Genomic DNA, 24,347 nt, shown 5'->3' with positions numbered 1-24,347 from the left:
CTAAGGGGCTCAGTCGAGGCAATATTCGCGATAGTCCTCGGCGATCGAAGGATTGATCGATTTCGCCTTGGTCAGATCCTCGTCGGCCTTGTCGGCCTGTCCGAGCTTGCGGCGCGCGAGGCCGCGCCCATAGAGCGAGGAGGCGTGACGGGCGTTGGCCCGCAGCGCTTCGGTGTAATCTTCGACCGCGCCATTGAGGTCGCCCTGCTTGAGGTGGACGAGGCCGCGGCTGTCGAGCGCGTCCGCATAGCTCGGCCGGCGGCGCAGCGCCTCGTCGCAATCCTGCAGCGCATGCGCGAGATCATTGCCGATGGCGCGGATCCAGCAGCGATTGTTCCAGGACTCGACATTGTCCGGATCGAGTCGCGTCGACCGCTCGAAATCGGCGAGCGCCGCCGGATAGGCGCGATGCAGCGCCAGCAGCTGCCCGCGCCGGCTGATCGAGCTCTCGTCGCTCGGATTGCGGACGATACGGGCGTCGAGATCGGTCTTGAGCGCGAGTTCCGAGGAGGAATAGGGCTTCACCTCATTGGCCCGGCATGTGGGGACTGGCTTCGGCTCCGGCTTGGACTCCACCTTCGTGTCCGGCTTCGGCTCCAGCTTGGTCTCCGGCTTCGACTCCACGCGACTGGTCGCCGGCTTCGTGTCCGGCTTCGGCTCCAACTTGGGCTCGGGCTTCGACGTGGGTGCAGGTCCAGTCTCCGGGGGCTTCGTCGCCGGGGCGCCCGCATGGGGCTTGCCGTCGAGCCAGACGCGCGCCGCGAGGCCATTGTCGAGCACCGGGGCGGGCTGGCCCTTGGCTTGGAGCGCGATCTCGTCGCGGGCGGCGCCGAGCGCCTGCGCCGCGTCGCGGTCGGCCTCGCCGATCTTGCGGACGATCTCGGTCACGAACAGGCTGTTCTTGGCCGCGGGCGGATCATTGGAGATCGCCCCGACGGCGGAATAGAAGCCGAGCGTTCCCTCGCTGTGGCGCGGCGCCGCGAGGCCCGGCGGCACGCTGCGAAAGCGCGTGTCGAATGGATTGCGCCGCGCCGCGTCGACGAGGACGATGCGCGTCTTGACGTTGCGCGCCGCGATCTTCGCCAGCACGTCGTCGAGCGAGACGCCCTGAGAGGCGACGTCGTCCTCGCTCCAAATATGCGCGTCGACCGGAATGAGATAGTTCTTGCCGCCGGCCTGCACGCCGAAGCCGGCGAAGAACAGCACCGCCGTGGACCCGGAATCGAGACGTTGCAGGAAGCGCTCGATCGCGTCTCCCATGTCCTTCTTGCCGAGATTTTTCACCACCTCGGCCTGATAGCCGAGGCGCTGCAGCGCTTCCGACAGTTTTTCGGCGTCGTTGACGGGCGTCGTCAGCTCCGCCTCTCCGTCCGGATAGGCGGCGTTGCCGATCAGCAGCGCCTGCAGCGACGAGCCGGACGGCGCTGCGCCGCCGGCGGTGAAGAATGCGCACGCCGCCAGAAGCGTCGAAGTCACGGCGAAAAGGCGAACGAGCCTCATGTACCACCCGCGCTGAGAAGCCAGAGCCCGAACGAGCGGTCTCGCCGCCCGATTAGCATATTTTCTCCATCGCTCGATAGCGCTTCGTAAAGCAGGTTCGAACTCGGGTTAACGCGCGCGAGCTCACGGGAAGCCGTTGCCGGCTCGCGCGCTTTGGCCTACAGACGGTTCGGCGCGCCTCCTGCGGGCCGGAGCGACCTGTTTCTTGCGATTCGTATCGGACATGAAGCGGCGTTCGGCCGCCCGCCTCGCCGGCCTTTCGGTCGCCGCGGCGCTCTGGGGCGGCCCTGCGGCGCTCGCCGCCTGTCAAGGGCGCGACCTCTTCCCTATTCTCAAGACGCTATCCCCCTTGGCCTTCGCCCGCATGGCGGCCGTGGTCGAGGCGACCCCCTTCGCGGAGGGGCGTCTGTTCCGCCTGACCGCGGGCGGCAAGACCTCTTACGTGTTCGGCTCGCTGCATCTTTCCGATCCGCGGGCGACCGATTTCTCGCCCGCGCTGCGCGAGGCGCTGGCCAAATCCGATACGATCGTCGTCGAGATGGCGGAGAGCGCCGAGGACCTCGACAATGTCGGGAAGGATGATCCCGCCCGATTGCGCGCGACGCTGGTCGCCGACAAGGACCGCCGCGCCGAGCGCCTGCTGGCGCGGGAGGAGTTCGGCCGGCTGGAGGCGCTGCTGCGCCATCGGCGCGTCGGCGGCGCGCCGGCGATCGAGCTCAAGGCCACGGCTCTGGCGCTGCTGCTCGATCTGCCGCCCTGCGCGGCGGAGGCTTCGGATCGCCAGCGATACGCCGACGCTCTTCTGGTGGAGGCGGGCCAGCGCAAGGGCGCGGCGGTGGTCGGGCTCGAGACCTTCTTCGAGCAGATCGAGAGCCTCGACGGCTTGACCCGCGCCGAGGAGCGCGACCTGCTCACGGCGACGCTGAAGCAGCGCGATCAGGCGGAGGACGCGCTCGAGACGACGCTCGCCCGCTATGCCGAGAAGAATCTCGGCTGGCTGCTCGCCTGGACGCGGTCGGCGGAGCCGCTGCCTTTCGTCGCCGGCGCGCAAATTCCGCCGGTCTTTTTCGACCGGCTGATCACGCGGCGCAATTATCGGATGCGTGACCGCGCCTTGCCGATCGCCGCGCGCGGCGGCGCCCTCGTCGTGGTCGGCGCGGCGCATCTGCCGGGCGCGGAAGGCCTGCTGTCGCTGTTCCGGCAGGCGGGCTATGAGATCGAGCGGATCGAGTAGCGTCCTCTCATGGTCGAAAGGGAGCGAGCCTGAAGGCTCGCGGTCCGGTCGCGCACCCCTGGACCGCGAGCCTTCAGGCTCGCATCTCGAACACTCAGCGCGTCTCGCCGCGGGAGACGCGGTCGCGCGCCGCTTCGGCGCCCGGAGCCTCCTCGACGCGGATCGGCGCGACGAGATCGCCGTCGCGCAGGAACGGCCCGGAGCGGATGACGACGAGATCATCGGCGGTCACGCCGGAGCGAATCTCGACGTCGCTGCCGGCGAGCAGGCCGACCTCGACCCGGCGCGCGACGACGCGATTGTCGACGACGACATGCACGATCGTGCCGTCCGGCGGATACATGATCGAGGAATAAGGCACGCCCGTTCCGCAACGCTCGGCCACGAGAATGACGCCGCGCGCGAACACGCCGGTCTGCAGCGAGCGCCCGGGCTCGATGGCGATCTTGACGCGGCCGAGCTGGCTCGCCGGATCGACCGAGGGCGCGATGAACTGCACTTTCGCCGGCGCCGCCGGGGAGCCGAGCGGCGTGACGACCACTTTCTGTCCCACCGAGAGCTTCTTCAGATCGTCGATGGGCGCCTCGGCGCGCAAATCCATCTCGCCATTGGCGACGATGCGGAACAGCCCGCCCTGCCGCGGCGAGGCGGGCATGCCGACGACGGCGGCGTTGCGGCTGACGACGCCCGCGACCGGGCTGCGCAGCGAGACGGCTCCGCCGCCGCCAGCGCCCTCGGCGGGGGACAGCTCGGCGAGCGCCTGACCGGCCGACACGGTCTCCAGCGGCTCGACCAGGACCTGCGAGACGACATAGCCCTCGCGGCTCGGCCCCACCTCGACCTCGCGCCGCGCGCTGATCGTGCCGGTCACCTCCACCTGATCCTTGAAGCACATTTCGCGGGCGCGCTTGACCGAGACGGAGAGCGCGCCGGGCGGCGGCTCCGTCTTGTCGGCCGCCGGCGCCGCCGTCGCGGCCGTCAGCAATGCGAGGAGGGAGAGCGGGAGGCGCGCGCGCCCGATCGTGCGGGGCGCTCGGCTCGCTCCGCCGCGCGTCGCGGCCCGATGCTGCTGCGTCACTGTCATCTCCCCGTTCGCTTGCGGCCGCCGCCCGAAAAGAGCGAATCGATCATGCCGCCGATGTCGCCGTCGCCCTTGCCCAGCGCGCCCCCCAGACCGAGCGCGTCGATCGAGGAGCCGATCGCGCCGTCGAGGTCGGCGTCGACCGACGGATCGCGCCAGGGACCGTGGACGCGGATCGGCGTCTCGATGCGCTTGCCGGCGAGCGATAGGCGCGCCTTGAAGGTGAAGTCGATCGCGCCCTGGACGAGATCGGCGCGACCGGCGCCGGCGGCGTCGACGAGCTTCGATTCGAATTTCAGATCATTGGACGAAGCCGCCCCGTTTTTGATCGTGAAAGAGCCGCCGAATTTGCGGAAGCGCGTCAGCGAGCCGTCGTCCAGGGCGCCGAGCAGCTCGGAGGCGAAGGGAATGCCGAGCGTCTTGCCGACGCCGCCGCCGCTCACCTCGCCATTGGCCAGGGCGATCTCGGCGCGGCCCTGCGCTGTCCGCAGCGCCTCCGCGAAAGTGTCGCCGGTCGTCTGCACGTCGACGCGCGAGGTCGCGACGCCGTCGAGGAGGCGTCCGGCGCCGGCGTCGGCCATGAAGGGGCCGATCCGGGCGGCGCCGATCGTGAGGCTGAGCTGATGCACGAGGCGGGTCTCGTCGCGCGCCGTGAGCGTGTAGCGGCTGCGCAGCGCGCCCTCATAGAAGCTCTTCGCGTCGATCGCGACGTCCACGAGCCGGTCCGCCGCCGTCGTGCGCGTCATGACGCCGCCGAGCCGGATGCGGCCGATGCGCAAATCCTCGATGGCGATCGTCGCCGAGAGCCGCAGCCGGTCGAGCGCGCGCGGATCGATCCGCTCCAGCTCCTCGATCGTGACGACATGCGCGCCCTGCCGCACCTCCGGAGCGACGCGCAGCGACGCGCCGGCGGAGTCGTCGGTGAGAACCACGCGGCTCGCGCGGACATCGGCGACGAGGATCGGCTCGGACGAGAGATCGAGCGTGGCGTCGCCGCTGAAGGGCGCGTCGCCGACCCTGCCGTCGATCTTCGCGAGCCGCAGGCGCGAGGCGTCGAGCGAGAGTGTTCCTGTCGCCTCGACGCGCTCGCCCGCTCCGGCGCGCGGCGCGACGACGAGCTTCGCCGCCCCCTCGGCGAGCGGCCAGGAGAAGCCGAGGGACGCCGATCGCGTCTTCGTCTCGAGAGAAAGATCGACCGCGGCCATTTTCGCCGCGGGCGCGAACCGGCCCGAGAGATCGAGCCCCTCCGCGCGCGCGGCGAGGGCGCCGGCGTCCGCGTCGTCGATCTCGACGCCGCGCGCTGCGGCCTTCAGCGCCGAAAGATGCGGCAGCGGCTGTGCGAGCGCCGCGGCGGCGATGTCCAGCGGCTCGGATGTCCGTTGCGGCCGGGTGAGGCGGAGCGCGACGCCGCCGAGCGAGGCGCGCCATCCGCCCGCGTCGCCGAGCAGCGCCGAGAGATCGCCGGTGAGCGTCGCCTCGCGCACAGAAAGCAGCGGCGGCCCGCTCGTCGCGGCGCCCGCCTCGCGCGCGCTCACGTCGCGCAGCGCCAATCCGGGCGCAAGATCGATATCGACGGCGCCGATGGACCAGACGAGGCCGGTCTCCGCGCCGAGACGCTGCTCGAGGTGGCGCAGCAGCTTTTCCGAGACGCGCGGCCAGGACACGACGCCGATCGCGGCGGCGGCGGCTAGAATGATCGGTCCGGCGAGAACACGGGACAGTTTCACCGCGTCGCGCCCTTTCCGGCTCCGAGCGGCTCGATGCGACACGAGCGTTCGGCGCCTCGGCAGGGCTGCAGAGCGACGGGCGAGGTCGACAGGGGGCGGGCGAGCTTCATCCGCGCGGCGTCACTGGATGCGCGTCTTGCTCTGGCACCAGTTGCGCCACACCTCGTCGGTGGAGGCGGGCTCCTTGTCGAAGACGCACCACTCGTTGTCGTCCGGCCGGATCGAGCGCGTGGCGACATGCTTGTCGTCCTTCGCCATGACGGTGCGGCACGCATTGCTCAGATGCGCTTTTTCGCGCTTGAGGCAGGCGACGATGCCGTCGACATTGGGGATCTCGGACATGCACAGACGGAAGACGTCGGGCGTGCAGGCGGCGCGCTCGGAGGCGGTGCCGCGCTCCACCGCCGCGGCCGGGCCCGCCAGAATGAGCGAGCCGAGGACAATGATCGCGATCTTCATTTTCATACCCTCACTCTCGGCGCCGACGCCGTTGCGAGGGCGCCGTTGCGAGACATTGCGAGACCTGCGCTGGCCCTGTCGGTCCTCGCCGCGCCGACCTCGAGGTGCAAATCGGCTTTCGCCCTGAAACCAACGAGCGCCCACGGACGCTGCGTTTCCATCAAGCTAGCACAGCGGGCGCGCGCAAGGAAGCGGCGGGAGAGAAGGCGGCGCGGAGCGAGCCGGCGCCGGCTCCGCGCGCGGTCGTTGATGAGGGCGCTTCGTCGATTTCGCCGCGCTCGAAGATCCGGCCTTAGGCGACACGGCGAAATAATTGCTTCATTGGCCGACTCTGGCCGCGCGAGTCGGTCTCCCAGCGAGATGTGCATAGCGCGCCGGGCTCGGTCGCAGCGCGCCTCTCGTCAAGAGACTCCGGCGAATTGCTCCAGCAGCGCGTCGCGGGCCTCGGCGATGAGGCGATATTGCTCGTCGCTGCCGCCGGCGTCGGGATGGGCTGTCTTGGCCTCGCGGCGGAAGGCGGCCCTGATCTCGGCCGGGTCGAGATCGCCTTCGAGCGGCAGGTTGAGCGCCTTGCGGTGTTCTTGATCATCCTCGTCGTCGTCGAAACTGAAACGAGCCTGATAGGCGCGGCGCTGGGCGCGGCCCTGGAGGCGCAGCTCGACCTGATCCTCCTTCCAGCGCTGGCTCGACATCACGAAGCAGGCGCCGAAGGCGATGCGCCCTTCCCGCTCCAGCTCGTCGAGGCTGAAAGGGCCGACGACGCCATAAGGATCGGCGAGATAGGCCATGCGTCCGGCCTCGCCCGCCTCGACGCGGCCGATCGCCACCTTGTCGAGAACTCCGAGCGAGCCGTTCCAGACGACCCATTCCTCTTTGTCCGCCATGCCGCGCGCTCTCGTGCCGAAGCAGCCGGGCGCGCGCCCTCGCTTTGTGCGAAAGCGTCCGAGGCCGCCGGCCCGAGTGCGGCCCATGCAGTTTCGAAGCCAGTCTTCGGCTCAGGCCGGCGCCAGCGCCTTGGCCAGGAACACCCGGCTGTGGCCGGGCGGAAAACCGACGATCTCGCCGCGGCGGCCGAAGCCGCAGCGCTCATAGAAGGCGACGGCGCGCGGATCGAAGCTGTCGAGATAGAGCCCGACGCAGGCGCGCGCCCGCGCCGCCGCCTCGGCGCGAGCGACGAGGCGCGCGCCGAGACCGAGGCTGCGGCATTGCGGCGCGACCCACAAATGCCGAATATAGAGCCAGCGCCAATGGGACACGCCATTGAGGCCGCCGAGCAGCGCGCCACTCTCATCATGGGCGAGAATGGAGAGCGGGAGCTCGTTCCGCGGGGCGAAGCGGGCCGCGATCTCGGCGCCGAGCGCCGTGGCGACGGCCGGGCTCTCGCGGTCGAGCTCGTGAAAAACGAGGCGAAGGGGCGGCGTCTCGGGAGGTTCGTCGTTCATGGTCGTATCCGACATGGGGCGTCGCGAGGCGGCAGACAGGATTGACTAAATACGGCAAATTGCCGTACATGCGTGTATGACCAAGACCGCTCGCCTCGAAGCCCGTATCACGCCCGACCTGCAAGCGCTGCTCAAGAGGGCCGCTGAGCTCGACGGACGGAGCGTGAGTGATTTCATCGTCTCCGCGGTGCAGGAAGCGGCGGAGCGCCGGATCGAGCAGGCTCATGTGATCCGCCTCTCGCTCGAGGATCAACGGGCTTTCGTCGAGGCTATTCTCGACCCACCCGAGCCGACGGCGGCGCTGCGCCGCGCATTTCAACGTCATCGTGAGTTGATCGAAAGCTCGAAGTGACGGGCGGTTTCGTCATCGAGCCGCTCGACGCGCAGGATCGGAAGCGATTTGCTTGCGGCGCCGAATCTCTCGACTCCTATCTTCGCGAGCGCGCAAGCCAGGATGTGAAGCGGTTCATGGCGAGCTGTTTCGTGCTGGTGGAAACACAGACGAATTCGATCGCCGGCTATTATACTCTTTCGGCCTCCAGCGTTCCCGCCGGCGATCTGCCTGCCGAAAGTCTGAAGCGGCTTCCTCGCTATCCCGTGCTGCCCGCGGCGCTCATCGGGCGGCTGGCTGTGGATTTGCGTTTTCAGAAGCGGGGCTTCGCGAGCGCGCTTCTCGCCGACGCGGCTCTGAGGGTGATGAGGAGCGACACGCGAGCCTTCGCGCTCATTGTCGACGCAAAGGACGAAACGGCGGCCGGCTTTTACCAAGCGCTCGGTTTTCGCGCCTTTTCGAGTCGTCCTCAGTCGCTATTTTTGCCGATAGCGACAGCGATGCGGATTCTGAGCGGGGAGAAATGAGCTGCGATGCGGCGATCACGTAGCGGACGTGCCTTCGTTCTCGCGGCGCTCGCCGCAATGTCGGGCGGCGACGCCGACGCGGCGTCGCGCCGGGTCGCGGACTATCGGCCGGTCTTTCTCGCGTGCCGCGACGCGGCCGGGGCGTCGCGCCTCGCCATCCGACGCATGCGCCTCGACGGCGCCGACGCCCTTTTGACCGTCGACTCCGAGACGCTGGCCACGGCCGTCGCGCCGGCCGCCGATTGGCGCTGCGCGGAGACCGATGAAGCGGCGCAGGCGTCGACGCGGTTTTTGCGCGCGCTGAGGCCGCAGGGGGCGGCCGCGGGCTTCGCCGACGGGCGCAGCGTCTCGGCCAACGCCGGGCTCGCCCATGGCGCGGGCGGCGGCTCCTTCCTCACCGGCGATCTCTGCCCGAGCCACAGGCCGCTCGACCGCGGCTTCCTCGAGCGTCTCGCCGCGGCCGCGCCGGGCGCGCCGATCGCCCTTTCGATCTCGGGACGCTGGCTCGCCGGCCATGGCGAGGATTTCGATTGGCTGATGGAGAAGGCGAAGAGCGGCGCGCTCGCCGTCTCCTTCGTCGACCACTCCTACTCCCATCCCTATGTTCGCGGCCTCGCGGAGACGCGCAATTATCTGATGCGGCCGGGAAGCGATCTCGACGCAGAGGTTTTTGCGACCGAGCGGCTGTTGATCGAGAAGGGCGCGACGCCCTCGGTGTTCTTCCGATTTCCGGGCCTCATCGCCGATGCCGGCCTCCTCGAGGCGCTGCGGCGGCGCCATTTGATCGCGCTCGGCGCCGACGCCTGGCTGGTGCTGTCGCCGCCGCCGCGGCCGGGCTCGATCGTGCTCGTCCATCCCAATGGCAATGAGCCCGCCGGGCTGCGCCTGTTCGAGCGCCTGCTGGCGTCGGGCCGGCTGGCGCGACCGTTCCGGCCGATCGAAGAAGCCCCGGAATGAGGGGCGCTCAGCCGGCGCGAAAATTCTCCCAGCCGGCGGCGCGTAGCCGGCAGGCGGGGCATTCGCCGCAGCCATGGCCCCAGTCGAAGCGTTTGCCGCGTTCACCGAGGTAACAAGTGTGGCTCTCCTCGACGATGAGCGAGACCAGCGCCTCGCCGCCCAGCTCCCGCGCGAGCCGCCAAGTGGCGGCCTTGTCGATCCACATCAAAGGGGTGTGGATGGTCAGCGGCCGGTCCATGCCGAGGCGCAGCGCCGTTTCGACGGCGCGGATCGTGGCGTCGCGGCAATCGGGATAGCCGGAATAATCGGTCTCGCACATGCCGCCGACGAGATCGCCGATCCCGCGCCGATAGGCGAGGGCCGCGGCGAAGGTGAGGAACAGAATATTGCGGCCGGGCACGAAGGTATTGGGCAGGCCGGTCGAATCGAAGGCGATGGCGGCCTCCCGCGTCAGCGCGGTCTCCGATAGGGCGCCGAGCGCCTCGATCGAGACCGTGTGATCCTCGCCGAGCCGCTCCGCCCACAGCGGCGACAGCGAAGCCATCCCCGCGCGCAGAACCGCGCGCTGGTCGAGCTCGACGCGATGGCGCTGGCCGTAATCGAAGCCGATGGTCTCGACGCGGGCAAAGCGCGACAGCGCGAAGGCGAGGCAGGTGGCCGAATCCTGCCCGCCCGAGAACAGGACCAGGGCGGAGGCGTCGGCGGGTGGATCGGCGATGGTCATGGCGGCCTCGTTCCGGTGGGGAGTAGGCGTTCTACGGCGTCATGTGAAGCCGCGACGATTGCAAGGAGCGCAGCGACGAAGCGACAGCGGGCCGCCCCGTGGCTCTAGATTGCTTCGCTTCGCTCGCAATGACGGCCCTGGCTTCCGTTGGCTCGTATCAGGATCGCTGTTGTTGAATAATGTTATCATCAGGTGACGCCAGTGTCCGACTGCCCACCGCCTCGCTCACTCGGGCCTTTCATGCAATATGGTCCCGCTCGACGACGGCGCCCAGATGGAGAAGCCGGAGGCGGCGCGATGGCGGCAGGGAGCGACGCATGGCGGAAACGGCGGACGGCTCCGAGCGGCGCCCGGACCCGGACGCGCTGCTGGCTCTGGCGGAGCAGGAGAAGCGCGGCAAGCTGCGCGTGTTCCTCGGCGCCGCGCCCGGCGTCGGCAAGACCTATGCGATGCTGGCGCGGGCGAAGGCGGCGAAGGCCGACGGCTGCGACATCGTCGTCGGCGTCGCCGAGACGCATGGCCGCGCCGAGACGCTGGCGCTGCTCGACGGTCTCGAGAGCCTGCCGCGGCGCAAAATCGACTATCGAGGCCGCGCGCTCGAGGAATTCGACGTGGATGCGGCGCTCGCGCGCAAGCCGCGCATCATCCTCGTCGACGAGCTCGCCCACACCAATGCGCCCGACTGTCGCCACCCTAAGCGTTGGCAGGACGTCGAGGAGCTGCTCGAGGCTGAGATCGATGTCTGGACGACGCTCAACATCCAGCATCTCGAAGGGCTCGCCGATATCGTCTCGCGCGTCACCGGCGTCGCGGTGCGCGAGACCGTGCCCGATCTCGTGCTGCAGAACGCCGACGACGTCATTCTCGTCGACATCACGCCCGACGAGCTGCTGCAGCGGCTCAAAGAGGGCAAGGTTTATGTGCCGCAGATGGCCGAGCGCGCCATCCGCAATTTCTTCACCCCGCGCAATCTCACCGCCCTGCGCGAATTGGCGCTGCGCCGCACCGCCGATCGCGTCGACGACCAGATGGTCGATTATCTGCGCCAGAGCGCGATCGAGGGCCCCTGGGCGACATCGGAGCGGCTGCTCGTCTGCGTCGGCGCCGATCGCCTCTGCGAGCGCGTCGTGCGCGCCGGCGCGCGCGCGGCGACGGCGCTCAACGCGCCCTGGCTGGCGCTGCATGTCGAGCGCCCCGGCGAGGAGCAGGATCCGGCCGAGGGCCGCCGCGTCGACGAGGCGCTGCGGCTCGCCGAACGCCTCGGCGGCGAGGCCCTGCGCGTCTCCGGCCAGGACCTCGCAGCCGAGACGCTGCGCGTCGCCCGGCGCGAGAACATCACCCAGATCGTCGTCGGCCGTTCGCGCGCCGGCTGGTTCGCACGGCTCGCGCGCAAATCGCTGACCGAGGAGCTGGTGCGGCGCTCCACCGACATCGCCGTGCAGATCATCACCGATGGCGGCGCGCCGGCCGAGCCGATGCGCCGCGTCGCGCCGCCGCATCGGCGGTTCTGGCTCGGCGTCGCGGCGGCGCTGCTCTCCTCTGCAGTCGCGGCTGGCGTCGCCGCGCTGGCGGAGCGCTGGCTGGCGCTTCCCGATCCATCGCTGATCTTTCTCGCCTCCGTCGTCGCCTGCGCGCTCGGCTTCGGCGTCGCCTCGGCGACGGCGGCGTCGATCTTCTCGTTTCTCGCGCTCGATTTTCTGTTCGTCGAGCCGCGCTACGACATTTCGATCAGCGAGCCGCGCGAGTTCCTGTCGCTGCTCGTCTTTCTCTCCATCGCCATGGTGACGGGGACGCTCGCCGGCCGGGCGCGCTCGCGCTCGGAGGCGATGCGCGCGCGCGCCGAGGCGGCGCAATCCTTGTTCGATCTCTCGCGCAAGCTGGCGAGCGCCGCCAATCTCGACGATGTGCTGTGGGCGGCCGCCAATCACGCGCAGAAGGCGCTGGAGGCCAAGAGCGTCGTGCTGCTCGTGCCGGGCGACGCCGATCTGCGCATTGCCGCCGCCTGGCCGCCCGTCGACGAGCTCGACGCCGGCGAGGCGGGCGCGGCGCGCTGGGCGCGCGACAAGGCGGAGCCGGCCGGCTGGCGCACCGACACTCTGCCCAGGGTGCGATTCCAGTTCCATCCGCTGATGACGACCCGCGGCGTCGTCGCCGTCGCCGGAATCGAGCCGCGCGATCCCTCCGAGCCGCTCTCGGCGCAGACCGAGCGCATGCTGACCGCTATTCTCGAGCAGACGGCGGTGGCCGTCGACCGCTCGCTGCTGGTCGGCGAATCGGTGCGCGCCGCGGCGCTCGAGGAGAATGAGCGGCTGCGCACGACGCTGCTGTCGTCGCTCTCGCATGATCTGCGCACGCCGCTCGCCGCCATCATCGGCGCCGTCACCAGCCTGCGCCAGCTCGGCGAGAAGATGACCGCGGAGGAGCGCGCCGATCTTCTCGCCTCGATCGAGGAGGAGGCGGGGCGGCTGTCGCGCTTCGTCGTCAATCTGCTCGACATGTCGCGCATCGAATCGGGCGCGCTCGCGCCGCGCCGCGAGCTCGTCGACATCGGCGATGTCGTGCGCGGCGCCTTGGAGCGCGCTCGCAAAGAGCTCCCCCGGCTCACCGTCACGGCGAGCCTCGCGCGCGATCTTCCGCCCATTCGCGGCGACGCCCATCTCTTGGGGCAGGTTCTGTTCAACCTGCTCGACAATGCGCAGAAATATGGCGGCGGCTCGGCCGCCGTCTATGCGCGGCGCGAGGGCGGCGAGCTGGCGCTCTCGGTGACCGACGAGGGGCCCGGCGTGAAGCCGCAGGATTTGGAGCGCATCTTCGAGAAATTCTACCGCGGCGGCCGCGTCGACGGCCGCAAGGCCGGCACCGGCCTCGGCCTGTCGATCTGCCGCGGCCTCGTCGAGGCGATGGGCGGCGCGATCGTCGCACAGAGCCCGGCGGCGCGGCGTCGGGGAACGCGCATGCTGATGCGCTTTCCCGCGGCCGAGCCGCGCGGCGGGGCGTGAGGGCGGACGACCGGCGCTGCTCTCGACTCGCCGCATCGGCGTGCTATGCGACGATCGGGGCGCGTCGGCCAGTCGCCGAGCCGAAGACCAGAGCCGAGCCATGTTCCTGACCCGTGACGATGTCAAATCCCTCACCGAAAGCCTGATCGGCCGCTCGAGGGCCGATTCCTGCACGATCTTCGTCGAGGGTTCGGAAAAGCATAGCCTGCGCTTCGCCGGCGGCGGCGCGACCACCAATGTGGCGACGGCGCGGGCGCAGCTGCGCGTCACCTCCCATATCGGCGCGCGCTCGGGCTCGGTCTCGATCGGCGGCCTCGAGCGCGAAGCGCTCCTGCGGGCGCTGGCGCATTCCGAGGAAATCGCGCGGATGATGCCGGAGGACCCGGAATTCATGGCCCCGCTCGGCCCGCAGAATTATCTCGCCGGCGCCCGCTACGACGAGGCGACGGCGGCGCTGGGGCTCGGCGATCTCGCCGAAGCCGCCGGGCGCATCATCGCCGAAGGGCGCGCGCGCGGCGTGAACATGTTCGGCTTCGCCGGCTCTGGCCGCCGCTTCGAGGCGATGGCGACGAGCAACGGCCTCTTCGCTTATGACGCGACGACCTCCGTCGACCTTGCGACGACGGCGCGCACGATGGACGATCTCTGGTCCGGCTGGGCCGGCGGGCGGGCTTTCGCGGCGAGCGCGCTCGACGCCGCCGCGATCGGCCGCCGCGCCGCGGAGAAGGCCGCGCAGACGGCGGAGCCGGTCGATCTCGAGCCCGGGAAATATACGGTGATCCTCGAGCCTTTCGCGGTCGGCGAGCTGGCGCGCTGGCTGTTGTGGATGATGGACGCCCGCGCCGCTGACGAAGGCCGCAGCTTTTTTTCCGCGCCCGGCGGCTCGCGCATCGGCGAGAAGCTGTTCGACGAGGCGATCACGCTGCGCTCCGGCCCGCAGGATGCGATCGCGCCGGAAGCCGCCTTCGGCGACGAAGGGCTCGCGCAGCAGCCGCGCCGCTGGATCGAGAAGGGCGTGCTGCGCGAGCTGAAGCGCTCGCGCTTCTGGGCGCAGAAGACCGGGCGCGAGGCTGCGCCCGCGGCGCGCAGCTTCACGCTCGAAGGCGGAACGACGAGCCTCGACGAGATGATCGCCGGGACGCGCCGCGGCGTGCTGGTGACGCGCTTCTGGTACACGAACATGCTCGATCCGCGCAGCCTGCTGCTCACCGGGCTGACGCGCGACGGCAATTTTTTGATCGAGAATGGCCGCATCGTCGCGCCGGCGCGCAACATGCGTTTCAACGAGAGCCTCGTGCACATCTTCTCGCGCGTCGCCGCGATCGGCCCGAGCGTGCGCGTCTCCACCGACATGGGCGGCGACGCGGCGATCAGCGCGCCGCCGATGATGGTGGAGGAGTTCGAGTTCTCGTCGCGGTCGAGCGGGATTTAGAGGCGGAGCGCCCTTCATTGCTTCGTCACGGCTGCGTCTCGTCGTAGGACTTCTCCTCGACGATCGCCGAGCCGCAGAGGTCGTTGACGCGGCGCTTCAACAAGGCGCGATGATCGTTGCGGTGATAGACGCTGCGCGCCAGCGCGATGAACTCGGCGCCGAAATCCTGCCGCTTCTCGCAATTGCGAATGCGGTCCTCGATCTCCCACAGCGCGAGATTGGTGTCCTTCAATTCGCGCGTCAGCGCTTCCAGCGCGCCGCCGCGAAGCCCGCGCGCGTCGCGCTGGTCGGCGAGCAGCGAGAGCTCGCGCGCGACATTGGCGCGCTTGGCGGCGTCGGCGATCTTCGCGGATTTGATCTCGAGAATGGTGATGCGGTCGATGAGGTCGCCGATCGAGCAGGGCGTCATCACCGGCGCCGCCTGCGGCGCATGGGCGAGCCGCTCCAATTCGTGCGCCATGCGCGCAAAAACCTCGTCCCAATCGCCGCGCGCTTTTTGGCGGAACAGCCGCGCGCTGTCGTACCAGGGCGTCGCCTCGCGCTCCAGCATCCAGCGCCATTCGGGCGAATGCTTGATGGCGATCCACACTGGTCTGCCGAGCGCGCCGGCGAGATGGGCGATGGACGTGTCGATGGTGACGACGAGGTCGAGATTTGCGATCACCGCGGCGGCGTCGACGAAGGCGTCGGCGCCGGCGTCGAAATCCGCGCCGAGCGATTCGATGCGCATGCCGGTCGGCGCGCTCCGTAATTGTTCGGCGCCGAAGTTCTTCTGCAGGCTGACGAGCCGCACGCCGTCGATGCGGCCGAGCGGCGCGAAGGCGGCGAGCGGCGCCGCGCGCGTATGGTCGGAGCGCGAATGCGAGCTGCCATGCCAGGCGATTCCGACCTTGAATCCTTCGCCCAAGCGCGCGCGCCAATGGGCGATGCGTTCCGGTTCGGCGTGAAGATAAGCGTTGCCGGTTATCGTGTCGACGCGCGTCGCGAAGGCGCGCGGCAGGCTGCAGATGGTGACGCAATAATCATAGTCGGCGCCGGGCGGCGGCGCCGTGACGATCTCGACATCGGCGCCGAGACCGCGCATCACGCGCGCCAGAGAAGGGCGGCAATGATAGGTCGCGCGCGCGCCGGCCTTGACGAGCAATGGCGCGTAGCGGCAGAATTGCAGCGCGTCGCCGAGGCCCGCCTCATCGAGCACGATGATGGATTTGCCCGCGAGCGGCTCGCCGCGCCATTCCGGCCAGCGATAGGAGATCTCGGCCTTGGGCCGGTCGCCCTGCACCCAGCGGTGCTCGAACAGCTCCAAGCCTTCCTCGAACTGGCCGAGCAGCAGCAGCAGCGAGCCCTTGTTGGCCTTGGCTTCCGCATTGCGCGGATCGATGGAGAGGGCGCGGTCGAAATCGGTGAGCGCCTCGTCATAGCGGGCGAGCTCCTTCAGTACGATGGCGCGGCCGACGTAGACATCGGCGTCCGCGCCGACGAGGCGCAGCGCCATATCGAAGGAGGCGAGCGCTTCGTCGAGCTCGGCGCGGCGCAGCTCGATCATTCCTCGGCAGCGCCAGGCGAGCGCAAAGCCCGCGTCGAGGGCGATAGCGTCGAGCGCCGCGGCGTGCGCCTCGTCGAAGCGGCCGAGCTCGAACAGCGCCATGCCGCGATTGGTGGCGAGCCGCACATCGTCCGGCGCCTGCGCGAGCGCCGCGTCGAAGACGGCGAGCGCTTCCTCGAAGCGCTTCAATTCATGCAGCGCATTGCCCTTGGTCAGCAGCGCCGGCGCATGTTGCGGCGCGAAGGAGAGCACATGGTCGCAGAGCGCGCCCGCTTCGTCGAAACGGCGCAGCGCCATCAGAGCGCCCGCGGCGCCGTCCGCCGCGTCGAGATAGCGCGCGTCCATGGCGAAAGCCTGCGTGAAGGAGGCGAGGGCCTCCTCATGGCGCGCGAGCCGCACCAGCGCGACGGCGCGATTGCGCAGTAGGTTCTTGTCTGCGCCGGCGAGCGCGAGCGCGCGGTCGTAATCTTCGATCGCCTCGGCGTCGCGGCCGAGCGCGTGCAGCGCGAGACCGCGATGGCCGAGCGCGGCGGCGTGGCTCGGCGCGAGCGCCAGGGCGTGCGTTAAGGCGTCGCATGCGTCCGAATGCCGCCGCAGCGCGATCAGCGCCTCGCCGTAATTGAACCAGCCCTCGGCATTGGCGGGATCGAGCCGCAGCGAGGCCTCGTAATCGGCGAGAGCTTCGTTTGGGCGGCCGCATTTTTGCAGCGCGACGGCGCGGCCGTAGAGCGCTTGCGCATGATCGGGAGCGAGCGCGACGGCGCGGCCGAAATGCGCGATCGCCTTCTCGTGCTCGCCCTTGGCGACGCGAATGAGACCGGCGAGATAGCTGGCGAACGGATGGGCGTCGACAATATCGCGCCGCGCATCGATCTTATGCGTCGCGACAGCGAGCGAGCCCTCGCGCACATCCGCCATCAGCGTCGCGAGAAAGACCTCGGAATCGGCGGGCGGGCGCGCGCGCTCGGGACCTGTCTTGCGATGTCTCGGCGTCATCGAGCTGCCTCTCTCGGATCGTCGTCGAATGATCCGAGTAGAAGGTCGGGCTTGTCTCGGACTGACGTCTCGCTTTATGCCGCCGTGCGTTACAATATGTAACATTGTTGCACGTTATCGGTCTGAACGCGCAATAAAAAATTATGACTAATTTGCAATCTGTGGGAGCGACGAATCGAATAACGATTCGCAGGAGGCGGTGAGGAGGCAACGGCGATGATGTTTCGCGGCGAGCAGCCGAGAACGCGATTCGTCGTCTTGCGGAAAGGGACGGACTGATGACCAATGCGTCGCAGCAGCCGATGACGATGGAGCAACGGCTCGCTTTTATCGACATGACCGATGAGGCCCGTGCGGCGCTGCGCTGCCTCGAGCCGGTTCTCTTGCGCGCGCTCGGTCCGGCGCTCGATGCTTTCTACGAGAAGGTCCGCGCCGACTCGAAGCTGCGCGCCTTCTTCGGCGACGAGCGTCAGATGGCCTCTGCGAAAGGCGCGCAGCAACGGCATTGGGCGCAGATCGCCAAAGCGAATTTCGGTCCCGAATATGAGCGCATGGCGCAGAATGTCGGCCGCGCGCATGCGCGCATCGGTCTCGAGCCGAGCCTCTACATCAACGCCTATGCGGTGGTCGTCGACCGGTTGATTCGCGCCGCGATCGAGGAAAGCGCGCCCCATTCGATGTTCGCGGGCAAGAACCGGAACAATCGGCTGGCGCAGAGCCTCACGGGGCTCGTCAAAGCGGTGTTGGTCGACATGGATCTGTCCATCTCTGTTTATCTCGAGACGCTGAGCGAGCAGCAGCGCCTCGCGGACGAGAAGCGCGCGGCGACCGAAGCGGCGCAGCGCCACGCCGTCGACGTGATGGCGCGGGCGCTCGACGCGCTCGCGCATGGCGATCTGCAGCGGCGGATCGACGAGGCGCTCGACGGCGGCTTCGACAAGATCAAAGGCGATTTCAACAACGCCGTCGACAAGCTGCGCGAGGCTTTCGCCGACGTCGGCAGTTCCGCCAATGTGATCCAGTCGTCGAGCGCCGAGGTTTCCCGCGCGGCGGACGATCTCGCGAGGCGCACGGAGACGCAGGCGGCGAGCCTCGAGGAGACAGCAGCGGCGCTCGAGGAGATCACGGCCACGGTGAACAAGACCGCCGACAGCACGCGCCATGCGAGCGAGGTGTTCGACGCGACCAAGGCCGAGGCCGAGAAGGGCGGCGCGATCGTGCGCGAGGCCGTCGACGCGATGCGCCGCATCGAGCATTCGACGCGCGACATCGGCCAGATCATCGGCGTCATCGACGAGATCGCCTTTCAGACCAATCTGCTCGCGCTCAACGCCGGCGTCGAGGCGGCGCGCGCGGGCGAAGCCGGCCGCGGCTTCGCGGTCGTCGCCTCCGAAGTGCGGGCGCTCGCCCAGCGCTCCGCCGAGGCCGCCAAGGAGATCAAAGGGCTGATCTCGGCGTCGACGGCGCAGGTGGAGAATGGCGTGGTGCTGGTGACCCGCACCGGCGAGGCGCTGGAGCAGATCGTGCGGCAGGTCGGCGATGTGAGCCAAGTGGTGACGGAGATCGCCGCCGGCTCGAAGGAGCAGGCGACGGGCTTGAGCGAGGTCAATCGCGCCGTGAGCCAGCTCGACAGCATGACGCAGCAGAACGCCACCATGGTCGAGGAGACCACGGCCGCGAGCCACAGCGTCTCGCACGAGGCCGAGGATCTCGCGCGGCTGATCTCGCGTTTCAAGCTCGATTCCAGCGCGCGCGACGGCCGGCACGCCATGGCCGAGCCGCGCCGCCCATCGCCGCCGCAGCAGCCGGCGCGCCGTCGGGCCGCGGCGGCCGGCGGCGGACGCGCGTCTTCGGCGGGCGCCAGCGAGGAGGAGTGGCGGGACTTCTGAAGCCTCGCTTCCGAACGCTCGCGCCGATCGCATGAGCGCGCTACGTGAGTGGAGGACGCGCTCGAGACGAGACGCTTCGTCGAAGGCGGCCGCCGGCGCCACCTCCCGCTGAAAGCTTATCGAAGCTAAGTAATTTCCACAGGCAGTTTGCCGCGTCCGCGTGACGTATCAAACCTATGATCCAGCGCGAGGCGAACCGCCTCGCATCGGTCGAAGCGCGCCGAGCGCGAGCACGCCTGCTGCGGCTTCGATCGCGCGAGCCGTGTCCTTGGGCCGAAGCGGCGTGGACCGGCGTGACTTCCAGACGCAGCGTCGACGACGTCCGCTTCCGTCGCGGAAGGGAGGCAAAATCGGTGGATGAAACCTGCGTTCGCGTCTCAGCGCCGCCGGAGCCCCAACGCCGCTCTGCGGATCGCGCCCCACGCGCGAAGGATGGCGCCGACATCGGCCGGCAGAGCGTCGAGCGCATCTGTCGCCGCCTGCTCGAGGAGATGCGTGAGGGCACGGTCGAGCTGGACCGCAACGCGGTCGTCCTGCACTGCAATCGGCGGTTCCGGGAGATGATCGGACGGCCGCTGGCGCGGCTGATCGGCGGTCGGCTCGTCGACCATGTCGCATTGCCGCAGAGGAAGCGCTTCGCCGCCTTCCTCGCTGCCGGGCGCGCCGAGACGAGGGAGTTCGAATTCGCGCGCGCCGACGGTTCGCTGGCGCCGGTGAGCGTCGCGCTCGGGCCGCCGACGGCGGGCTCCGCCGCCTCGCGGCTCGCGGTGATCACCGATCTCTCGCAGATCAAATGGATGGAGCGCAGCTTCGCGGCCAGCGACGCTTTGCGCGAGCGCGAGAAATGGCTGCGTCTCGCCGTCGCCGCCGGTCGGGTCGGCACATTCGACGCCGATCTCGTTCGCGGCTGCAGCTGCTTCTCGGCGACGGCGCATGAGATTCTCGGCCTGCCGGCCGAGCGCGCGATCACGCTGGCCGAGGTCGAGGCCATGCTGCTCGAGGACGATCGGCCGGGCTTTTACGCCGAGCTTCGCGCCGCCTGCACGGGCGCCGATGGCGGCGAATGGAGCCATGAGCTGCGCATCCGGCGCGCCGACGGCGCGCTGCGCTGGATCGCGCTGGCGGGTCAGTTCGAGCTGCGGCGCAGCCCGCGCGGGCTGACCCCGACGCGTGTGCTCGGCACCGCGATCGACGTGACCGAGCGGCGCGAGACCGAGGAGTCGCTGCGCCACAGCAACGAGCGGCTGCGCCTCGCGCTGGCCGCCGGCGCCATCGGCAGCTGGGAGCTCGACACCGGCCAGGAGACCGTCGACGTCGACGCCAAGCATCGCGAGATTTTCGGGCTTCCGGCCGCGGAGCCGATCCTGCCGGACACGGTGCTCGACCTCATCCATCCCGACGATCGCGAGGAGGTGCGGAGCGCCGTGCACGCGGCTCTCGATCCTTCTGGCGACGGCCGCTATCAGGCCGAATATCGCATTCGCAGGCGCGCTGACGGCGCCGAGCGCTGGGTGTCGTCGCGCGCGCAGGCCTTCTTCGACAATCCTCGCGCCGTTCGGATGATCGGCGTCGTCAGCGACGTCACGGAAAAGAAGCGGACGGAGAGCGAGCTGCATGAGAAGGCGCGGCTCGCCGAGCAGCTCGCCGGCGTCGCCGCCTCGGCGCCCGGCCTCATCGCCTCCTTTCGTCTCGCTCCGGACGGCAAGGCGTCGCTGCCTTACACATCGCCCAATGTCGAGGACGTCTACGGCCTCTCCTCCGAGGCGCTGCGGGAGGACGCGGAGATCAAATTCGCGCGCGTGCATCCGGACGATCTCGGCCATGTGCGCGCCAGCATCGCCGAGTCTGCGCGTCTCATGACCGTCTGGCGCGCCAGCTATCGTTACAATCATCCGCGCAAGGGCTGGGTCTGGATCGAGGCGCAATCCTCGCCGATCCGCGAGCCGGACGGCTCGGTTCTGTGGAACGGATATCTGCAGGACGTCACCGAGCGCAAGCGCATCGAGCAGGCGCTGGTCGACAAGGAGGCGCGGCTCCACGCCACCGTCGAAGGCGCCCATGACGCCATCGTCACCCTCGACGAGCAGGGCGCGATCCGGTCGATGAACTCGGCGGCGGTGCGCATGTTCGGCTATCCCGAGGTCGACACGATCGGGCGCAGCATCGAGGCGCTCATTCCCGCCTGCCTTTGCGGAGGCCGCCGGTCGAGCCTGCTCTCGCGCGTTCACGAGGCTTGCGCGGAAGAAGGCGCGGTCTGCGAGGCGGAGGGGCGGCGCAAGGACGGCGCGGCGTTTCCGGTGGATCTATCGGTCAGCAAGGCCGCCTATCACGGCCGCAGCCTGTTCATCGCCTTCGTCCGCGATTTGAGCGAGCGTCGGCGGATCGAGGCGCGCATGCAGAAGCTGCATGCGGAGCGGCTGAGCGCCGTCGGCGAGCTCGCCGCCGGCCTCGCCCATGAGCTCAACCAGCCGCTTTCGGCGACGACGATCTATCTGAGGGCGGCGCGGCGCCTGCTGCAGATGCCGGCGGACCAGCGTCCCGCCAATGTCGAGGACGCGCTCGACAACGCCGCGACGCAGATCATGCGCGCCGGGCAGATCATCTGTCATTTGCGCGAGTTCATCACGCGCGGCGAGCCCGACAAGACGATCCAGAGGCTGCACGAGCTCGTCGCCGAGGCCAATGAGCTCGTGGTGGTGGAGGCCAAGCAGGCCGGCATAGGCGTCGTCTTCCAGCTGAACGCGCCCGACGACCGCATCCTGGCCGATCGGGTGCAGATCAAGCAGGTCGTCGTCAATCTGATGAGAAACGCCAAGGATGCGATGAGCTCGTCACAAACACGTAGAATGCTCGTCTCGACCCGGGCCGCTGGCCGGAGCATGATAAGGGTGGATGTCGCGGACACGGGCTCGGGACTCACCGAGGAGGCGCGGGCCAGCCTGTTCGAGCCTTTCACGACCACCAAGGCCAATGGCCTCGGAGTCGGCCTGACGATCGCGCGCACCATCGTCGAGGCGCATTACGGGAAGATTTGGGCGGGTCCCAACCGGGACGGAGGCGCGACCTTCAGCTTCACTCTGCCGCTCGGCGTGGAGACCGAGACGTGAGCCATCCGACCGTTCATGTGATCGACGACGACGCCGCCGTGCGCGACGCCTTGCGTCTGCTGTTGACGACCGAGGGCCTCGAGGTCGTCACCCATGACTCGGCTCTCGGCTTTCTCGCCTCGATCGATCGCGGCAGCACCGGATGCGTCGTCACCGATGTGCGCATGCCCGAGATGACCGGCATGGAGCTGCTGCTCAAGGTCAAGGAAATGGGCCTCTCGCTGCCGGTGATCGTGATCTCGGCGCATGCCGATGTGCCGCTGGCCGTGCAGGCGATGAAGGAAGGCGCGCTCGACCTTTTGGAGAAGCCTTTCGACGACGAGGCGCTGCTCGGCGCCGTGCGCCTGGGGCTCGCCTTCGACAGCGGCAAGCGGGCGCAGAGCACGCAGGAGCAGGAGATCGCGCGCCGGCTGACGACGCTGACCGGCCGCGAGAACGAGGTGCTGGCCGGCCTGCTCAAGGGCCAGCCCAACAAGATCATCGCCCATGAGCTCGGCATCAGCGTCCGCACCGTCGAGGTCCATCGCGCCAATGTGATGGCGAAGATGCAGGCCGGCAGCCTGCCGGAGCTGGTGCGCATGTCATTGACTGGACAAGCGAAGGGACAGCAGCAGGAGTCCGAGGCGGGGCCGCCGGTCGATCACTGAGCGAGGGTGAGGGGGAGAAGCCCGATGAGCGAAAATTCTGGCCGCGGCCCGCCATTGCGGTCGCGGGGACAGCGGTCGCGCGGACGGCGGTCGCCGTTGGTCGCGCAGCCGGCGGGCAGGTCGCCGCCATCGTTGCGGCGGCGCATTCGCATCCTGTCAATTAGCATGCACGTATAGATGGAATTTATCGATTCTCCGCACGCGATGCGCAGAGCCGCCGGGGTTCGGCCCGCCGTGCGAAAACCTCTATCGGGCGACATATGGCGATGAATTGTTCGAGCTTTGCGAGCGGCGGCCCGGCGCGGGCCTTGTTGATCTGCATCACCGAAGCGCGTTTCGAGCCGCCGTCGCGGACGCGCGTCGAGAACCCGCTCGGAGCCGCCGGCGCGACGCTGCTCGGGCGGTGGGAGGGGGCCGATTGGCCGACTGTCTTCGTCGAGCCGGACGCCGCGCTGCTCGTTCCATCCTATTCGATGGCCGGCGCGGGGCGCGATCCCGGCGGGCCGGAGCCTGCGTCCGCCGATTCGCAGCGCCGGCCCAAGCCCGACGATTTCGTCTTCCGGACCAGGGGGCCGTCGCTGCTGCGCCATCGCCGTTTCTCGCGGCTGTTCGAGGTCATGGGCGGCCCGCTGCTGATTCTGCTCGGCGACGCGCTCGGCGATATCGTGCTGCAGACGGCGATCGACGGGTTTCTGGCCGGCCATCCGATCATCGTGGTGAAGGACGCGGCGCCTCCCGGCTTTGCGCCGAGCGCCGAGGCCGATGCGTCCCGCGCTTCGGCGTTGCCGCTCATCGCCTGTTTCGCGCGGCTGATGACCGCCGCCGAATTGATGCGGGATTGGACAGGCGCCGAGTGAGGGGCGGGCCTCGGCGTCAGCCGATTTGCGTTCCCTCGAGAGCGAGCCCATGAGGCTCGCTGCTTCAGCCCGGTCGAATCGGCTGAATCACACCGCTAAAGCGTTTTCCGATCGGCCGGAATCGTTCGATCGATCAGAATTCGCGCGCAAGCGAAAGAATGCGAGAGCTTTATCCGATCCGATCGGAGCGGATAAAGCTCTAGATGGCGGCGTGCGGCTTGTCTCGGCGCGCTCCTCGAGCCAGTCTCCTGCCGCGGCGCAAATCGAGACCCAGGGGAGCCGAGGATGGATATCAAGGAACGGGCGAAGGACATCGCCGAGCGAGCGAAGCGCATCATCTTGTCGCCGAAGAGCGAATGGGCGGCGATCGACGCCGAGCCGATGACGGTGCGCGAGATTTATCTGAACTATGTCGTCTATCTCGCCGCGATTCCCGCGGTGGCGAATTTCCTCGGCAATTGGCTGTTCGGCTTCACGCGCGCTTCCGAGGGCGTCGTGCATACGACGTTTTTCGGCGGCCTCTTGCATTCGCTGGTCCAATATGCGCTCAGCCTGCCGCTGCTCTATGTCGTCGCGATCGCCCTCTCGCGCCTCGCGCCGACCTTCGAGGGAAAGACCGACGATCTGCGGGCCCTCAAGCTCGTCGTCTTCTCCTATACGCCGATCTGGCTCGCCGAATTCTTCGGCCTCATTCCTGGCCTGCGCTGGCTCGACGTGCTGGGCCTCTACGCCGTCTGGCTCTTCTATGTCGGCGTGGCGCCGATGACGCGCAGCAAGCCGGAATATGCCGACGTCTTTACCGCGGCGGGAGTGGCGCTCGGCATAGCGGGGGCCTTCCTCCACGGGGCCATCGTGCATATGATCGCGCCGATCTAGAGCGTTGGCCGATCCA

General features: G+C 69.0%; 19 protein-coding genes. 11 read left to right on the top strand and 8 right to left on the bottom strand.

Features of this window, described 5'->3' with window-relative positions:
• Positions 1–9 precede the first annotated feature (9 nt).
• Positions 10–1,500: a caspase family protein gene (locus CQW49_RS10210; protein WP_003613461.1), complete on the bottom strand. Its 1,491-nt coding sequence runs from the start codon at positions 1,498–1,500 to the stop codon at positions 10–12.
• A gap of 223 nt (positions 1,501–1,723) precedes the next feature.
• Between CQW49_RS10210 and CQW49_RS10205 the strand changes: the two genes are divergently transcribed.
• Positions 1,724–2,734, top strand: a complete 1,011-nt coding sequence (locus CQW49_RS10205; protein ID WP_003613463.1) for a TraB/GumN family protein — start codon at positions 1,724–1,726, stop codon at positions 2,732–2,734.
• 94 nt (positions 2,735–2,828) lie between these two features.
• Here CQW49_RS10205 and CQW49_RS10200 read toward each other — a convergent pair whose 3' ends face one another.
• The 5 genes from CQW49_RS10200 to CQW49_RS10175 all read right to left on the bottom strand — a co-directional run bounded on the left by CQW49_RS10200 (position 2,829) and on the right by CQW49_RS10175 (position 7,443).
• Positions 2,829–3,812 carry an efflux RND transporter periplasmic adaptor subunit gene (locus tag CQW49_RS10200; RefSeq protein ID WP_157926083.1) on the bottom strand — a complete coding sequence of 328 codons (984 nt, stop codon included), beginning with the start codon at positions 3,810–3,812 and terminating at the stop codon, positions 2,829–2,831.
• A 2-nt stretch (positions 3,813–3,814) separates the two neighbouring features.
• Positions 3,815–5,542, bottom strand: a complete 1,728-nt coding sequence (locus CQW49_RS10195; protein ID WP_003613466.1) for an AsmA family protein — start codon at positions 5,540–5,542, stop codon at positions 3,815–3,817.
• 120 nt (positions 5,543–5,662) lie between these two features.
• Positions 5,663–6,007, bottom strand: coding sequence for a hypothetical protein (locus CQW49_RS26170; RefSeq protein WP_065083576.1), 345 nt, complete (start codon positions 6,005–6,007; stop codon positions 5,663–5,665).
• 395 nt (positions 6,008–6,402) lie between these two features.
• On the bottom strand, positions 6,403–6,885 hold the full coding sequence (locus CQW49_RS10180) for a hypothetical protein (RefSeq protein ID WP_003613470.1): 483 nt from the start codon (positions 6,883–6,885) through the stop codon (positions 6,403–6,405).
• Between the two features lie 111 nt (positions 6,886–6,996).
• Entirely contained in the window at positions 6,997–7,443 is a 447-nt protein-coding gene (locus CQW49_RS10175) for a GNAT family N-acetyltransferase (protein ID WP_003613472.1), read from the bottom strand.
• A 76-nt stretch (positions 7,444–7,519) separates the two neighbouring features.
• On the opposite strand from CQW49_RS10175, the gene CQW49_RS10170 reads away from it, so the two are divergent.
• The 3 genes from CQW49_RS10170 to CQW49_RS10160 are packed head-to-tail and all read left to right on the top strand — an operon-like array spanning position 7,520 to position 9,258.
• The gene (locus tag CQW49_RS10170; protein WP_003613486.1) at positions 7,520–7,795 is read left to right on the top strand and encodes a type II toxin-antitoxin system TacA family antitoxin; all 276 of its coding nucleotides are present in this window, start codon (positions 7,520–7,522) and stop codon (positions 7,793–7,795) included.
• Positions 7,792–8,301 (top strand): GNAT family N-acetyltransferase, encoded by a 510-nt coding sequence (locus CQW49_RS10165; protein ID WP_003613487.1) that lies wholly within the window; start codon positions 7,792–7,794, stop codon positions 8,299–8,301. Before CQW49_RS10170 ends, CQW49_RS10165 begins: the two co-directional genes overlap by 4 nt.
• Before the next feature lie 6 nt (positions 8,302–8,307).
• Positions 8,308–9,258: a polysaccharide deacetylase family protein gene (locus CQW49_RS10160; RefSeq protein WP_003613488.1), complete on the top strand. Its 951-nt coding sequence runs from the start codon at positions 8,308–8,310 to the stop codon at positions 9,256–9,258.
• 7 nt (positions 9,259–9,265) lie between these two features.
• Here the strand turns inward: CQW49_RS10160 and queC are convergent, their stop codons facing one another.
• On the bottom strand, positions 9,266–9,982 hold the full coding sequence (gene queC / locus CQW49_RS10155) for a 7-cyano-7-deazaguanine synthase QueC (RefSeq protein WP_003613489.1): 717 nt from the start codon (positions 9,980–9,982) through the stop codon (positions 9,266–9,268).
• Between the two features lie 317 nt (positions 9,983–10,299).
• Here queC and CQW49_RS10150 point away from each other — a divergent pair, with 317 nt between their 5' ends.
• Together CQW49_RS10150 and CQW49_RS10145 are read left to right on the top strand one after the other, a co-directional pair.
• A complete protein-coding gene (locus CQW49_RS10150) occupies positions 10,300–12,981 on the top strand; it encodes a sensor histidine kinase (RefSeq protein WP_003613490.1) in 2,682 nt (893 codons plus the stop codon).
• Between the two features lie 100 nt (positions 12,982–13,081).
• A complete protein-coding gene (locus tag CQW49_RS10145) occupies positions 13,082–14,413 on the top strand; it encodes a TldD/PmbA family protein (protein ID WP_003613491.1) in 1,332 nt (443 codons plus the stop codon).
• 25 nt (positions 14,414–14,438) lie between these two features.
• On the opposite strand, the gene CQW49_RS10140 is transcribed toward CQW49_RS10145, so the two are convergent.
• Positions 14,439–16,955, bottom strand: a complete 2,517-nt coding sequence (locus tag CQW49_RS10140; protein WP_003613492.1) for a DUF6165 family protein — start codon at positions 16,953–16,955, stop codon at positions 14,439–14,441.
• 278 nt (positions 16,956–17,233) lie between these two features.
• Between CQW49_RS10140 and CQW49_RS10135 the strand changes: the two genes are divergently transcribed.
• The 5 genes from CQW49_RS10135 to CQW49_RS10115 all read left to right on the top strand — a co-directional run bounded on the left by CQW49_RS10135 (position 17,234) and on the right by CQW49_RS10115 (position 24,331).
• On the top strand, positions 17,234–18,844 hold the full coding sequence (locus CQW49_RS10135) for a globin-coupled sensor protein (RefSeq protein ID WP_003613494.1): 1,611 nt from the start codon (positions 17,234–17,236) through the stop codon (positions 18,842–18,844).
• A gap of 353 nt (positions 18,845–19,197) precedes the next feature.
• Positions 19,198–21,951 carry a PAS domain S-box protein gene (locus CQW49_RS10130; RefSeq protein ID WP_003613496.1) on the top strand — a complete coding sequence of 918 codons (2,754 nt, stop codon included), beginning with the start codon at positions 19,198–19,200 and terminating at the stop codon, positions 21,949–21,951.
• Complete coding sequence (gene fixJ / locus CQW49_RS10125) at positions 21,948–22,598, top strand: response regulator FixJ (RefSeq protein WP_003613498.1); 651 nt, start codon at positions 21,948–21,950, stop codon at positions 22,596–22,598. The genes CQW49_RS10130 and fixJ overlap by 4 nt, the downstream gene beginning before the upstream one ends.
• A gap of 266 nt (positions 22,599–22,864) precedes the next feature.
• A complete protein-coding gene (locus CQW49_RS10120; protein ID WP_155931279.1) occupies positions 22,865–23,455 on the top strand; it encodes a cysteine hydrolase family protein in 591 nt (196 codons plus the stop codon).
• Between the two features lie 285 nt (positions 23,456–23,740).
• Positions 23,741–24,331, top strand: a complete 591-nt coding sequence (locus tag CQW49_RS10115) for a Yip1 family protein (protein ID WP_003613504.1) — start codon at positions 23,741–23,743, stop codon at positions 24,329–24,331.
• The last annotated feature ends 16 nt before the right edge of the window (positions 24,332–24,347 follow it).

Origin of the sequence: Methylosinus trichosporium OB3b, assembly GCF_002752655.1 — a bacterium.
In the GTDB taxonomy this organism is placed as follows: domain Bacteria; phylum Pseudomonadota; class Alphaproteobacteria; order Rhizobiales; family Beijerinckiaceae; genus Methylosinus; species Methylosinus trichosporium.
Note: the sequence above shows the minus strand (reverse complement) of the source record. Positions and strands in the feature narration are given on the sequence as shown.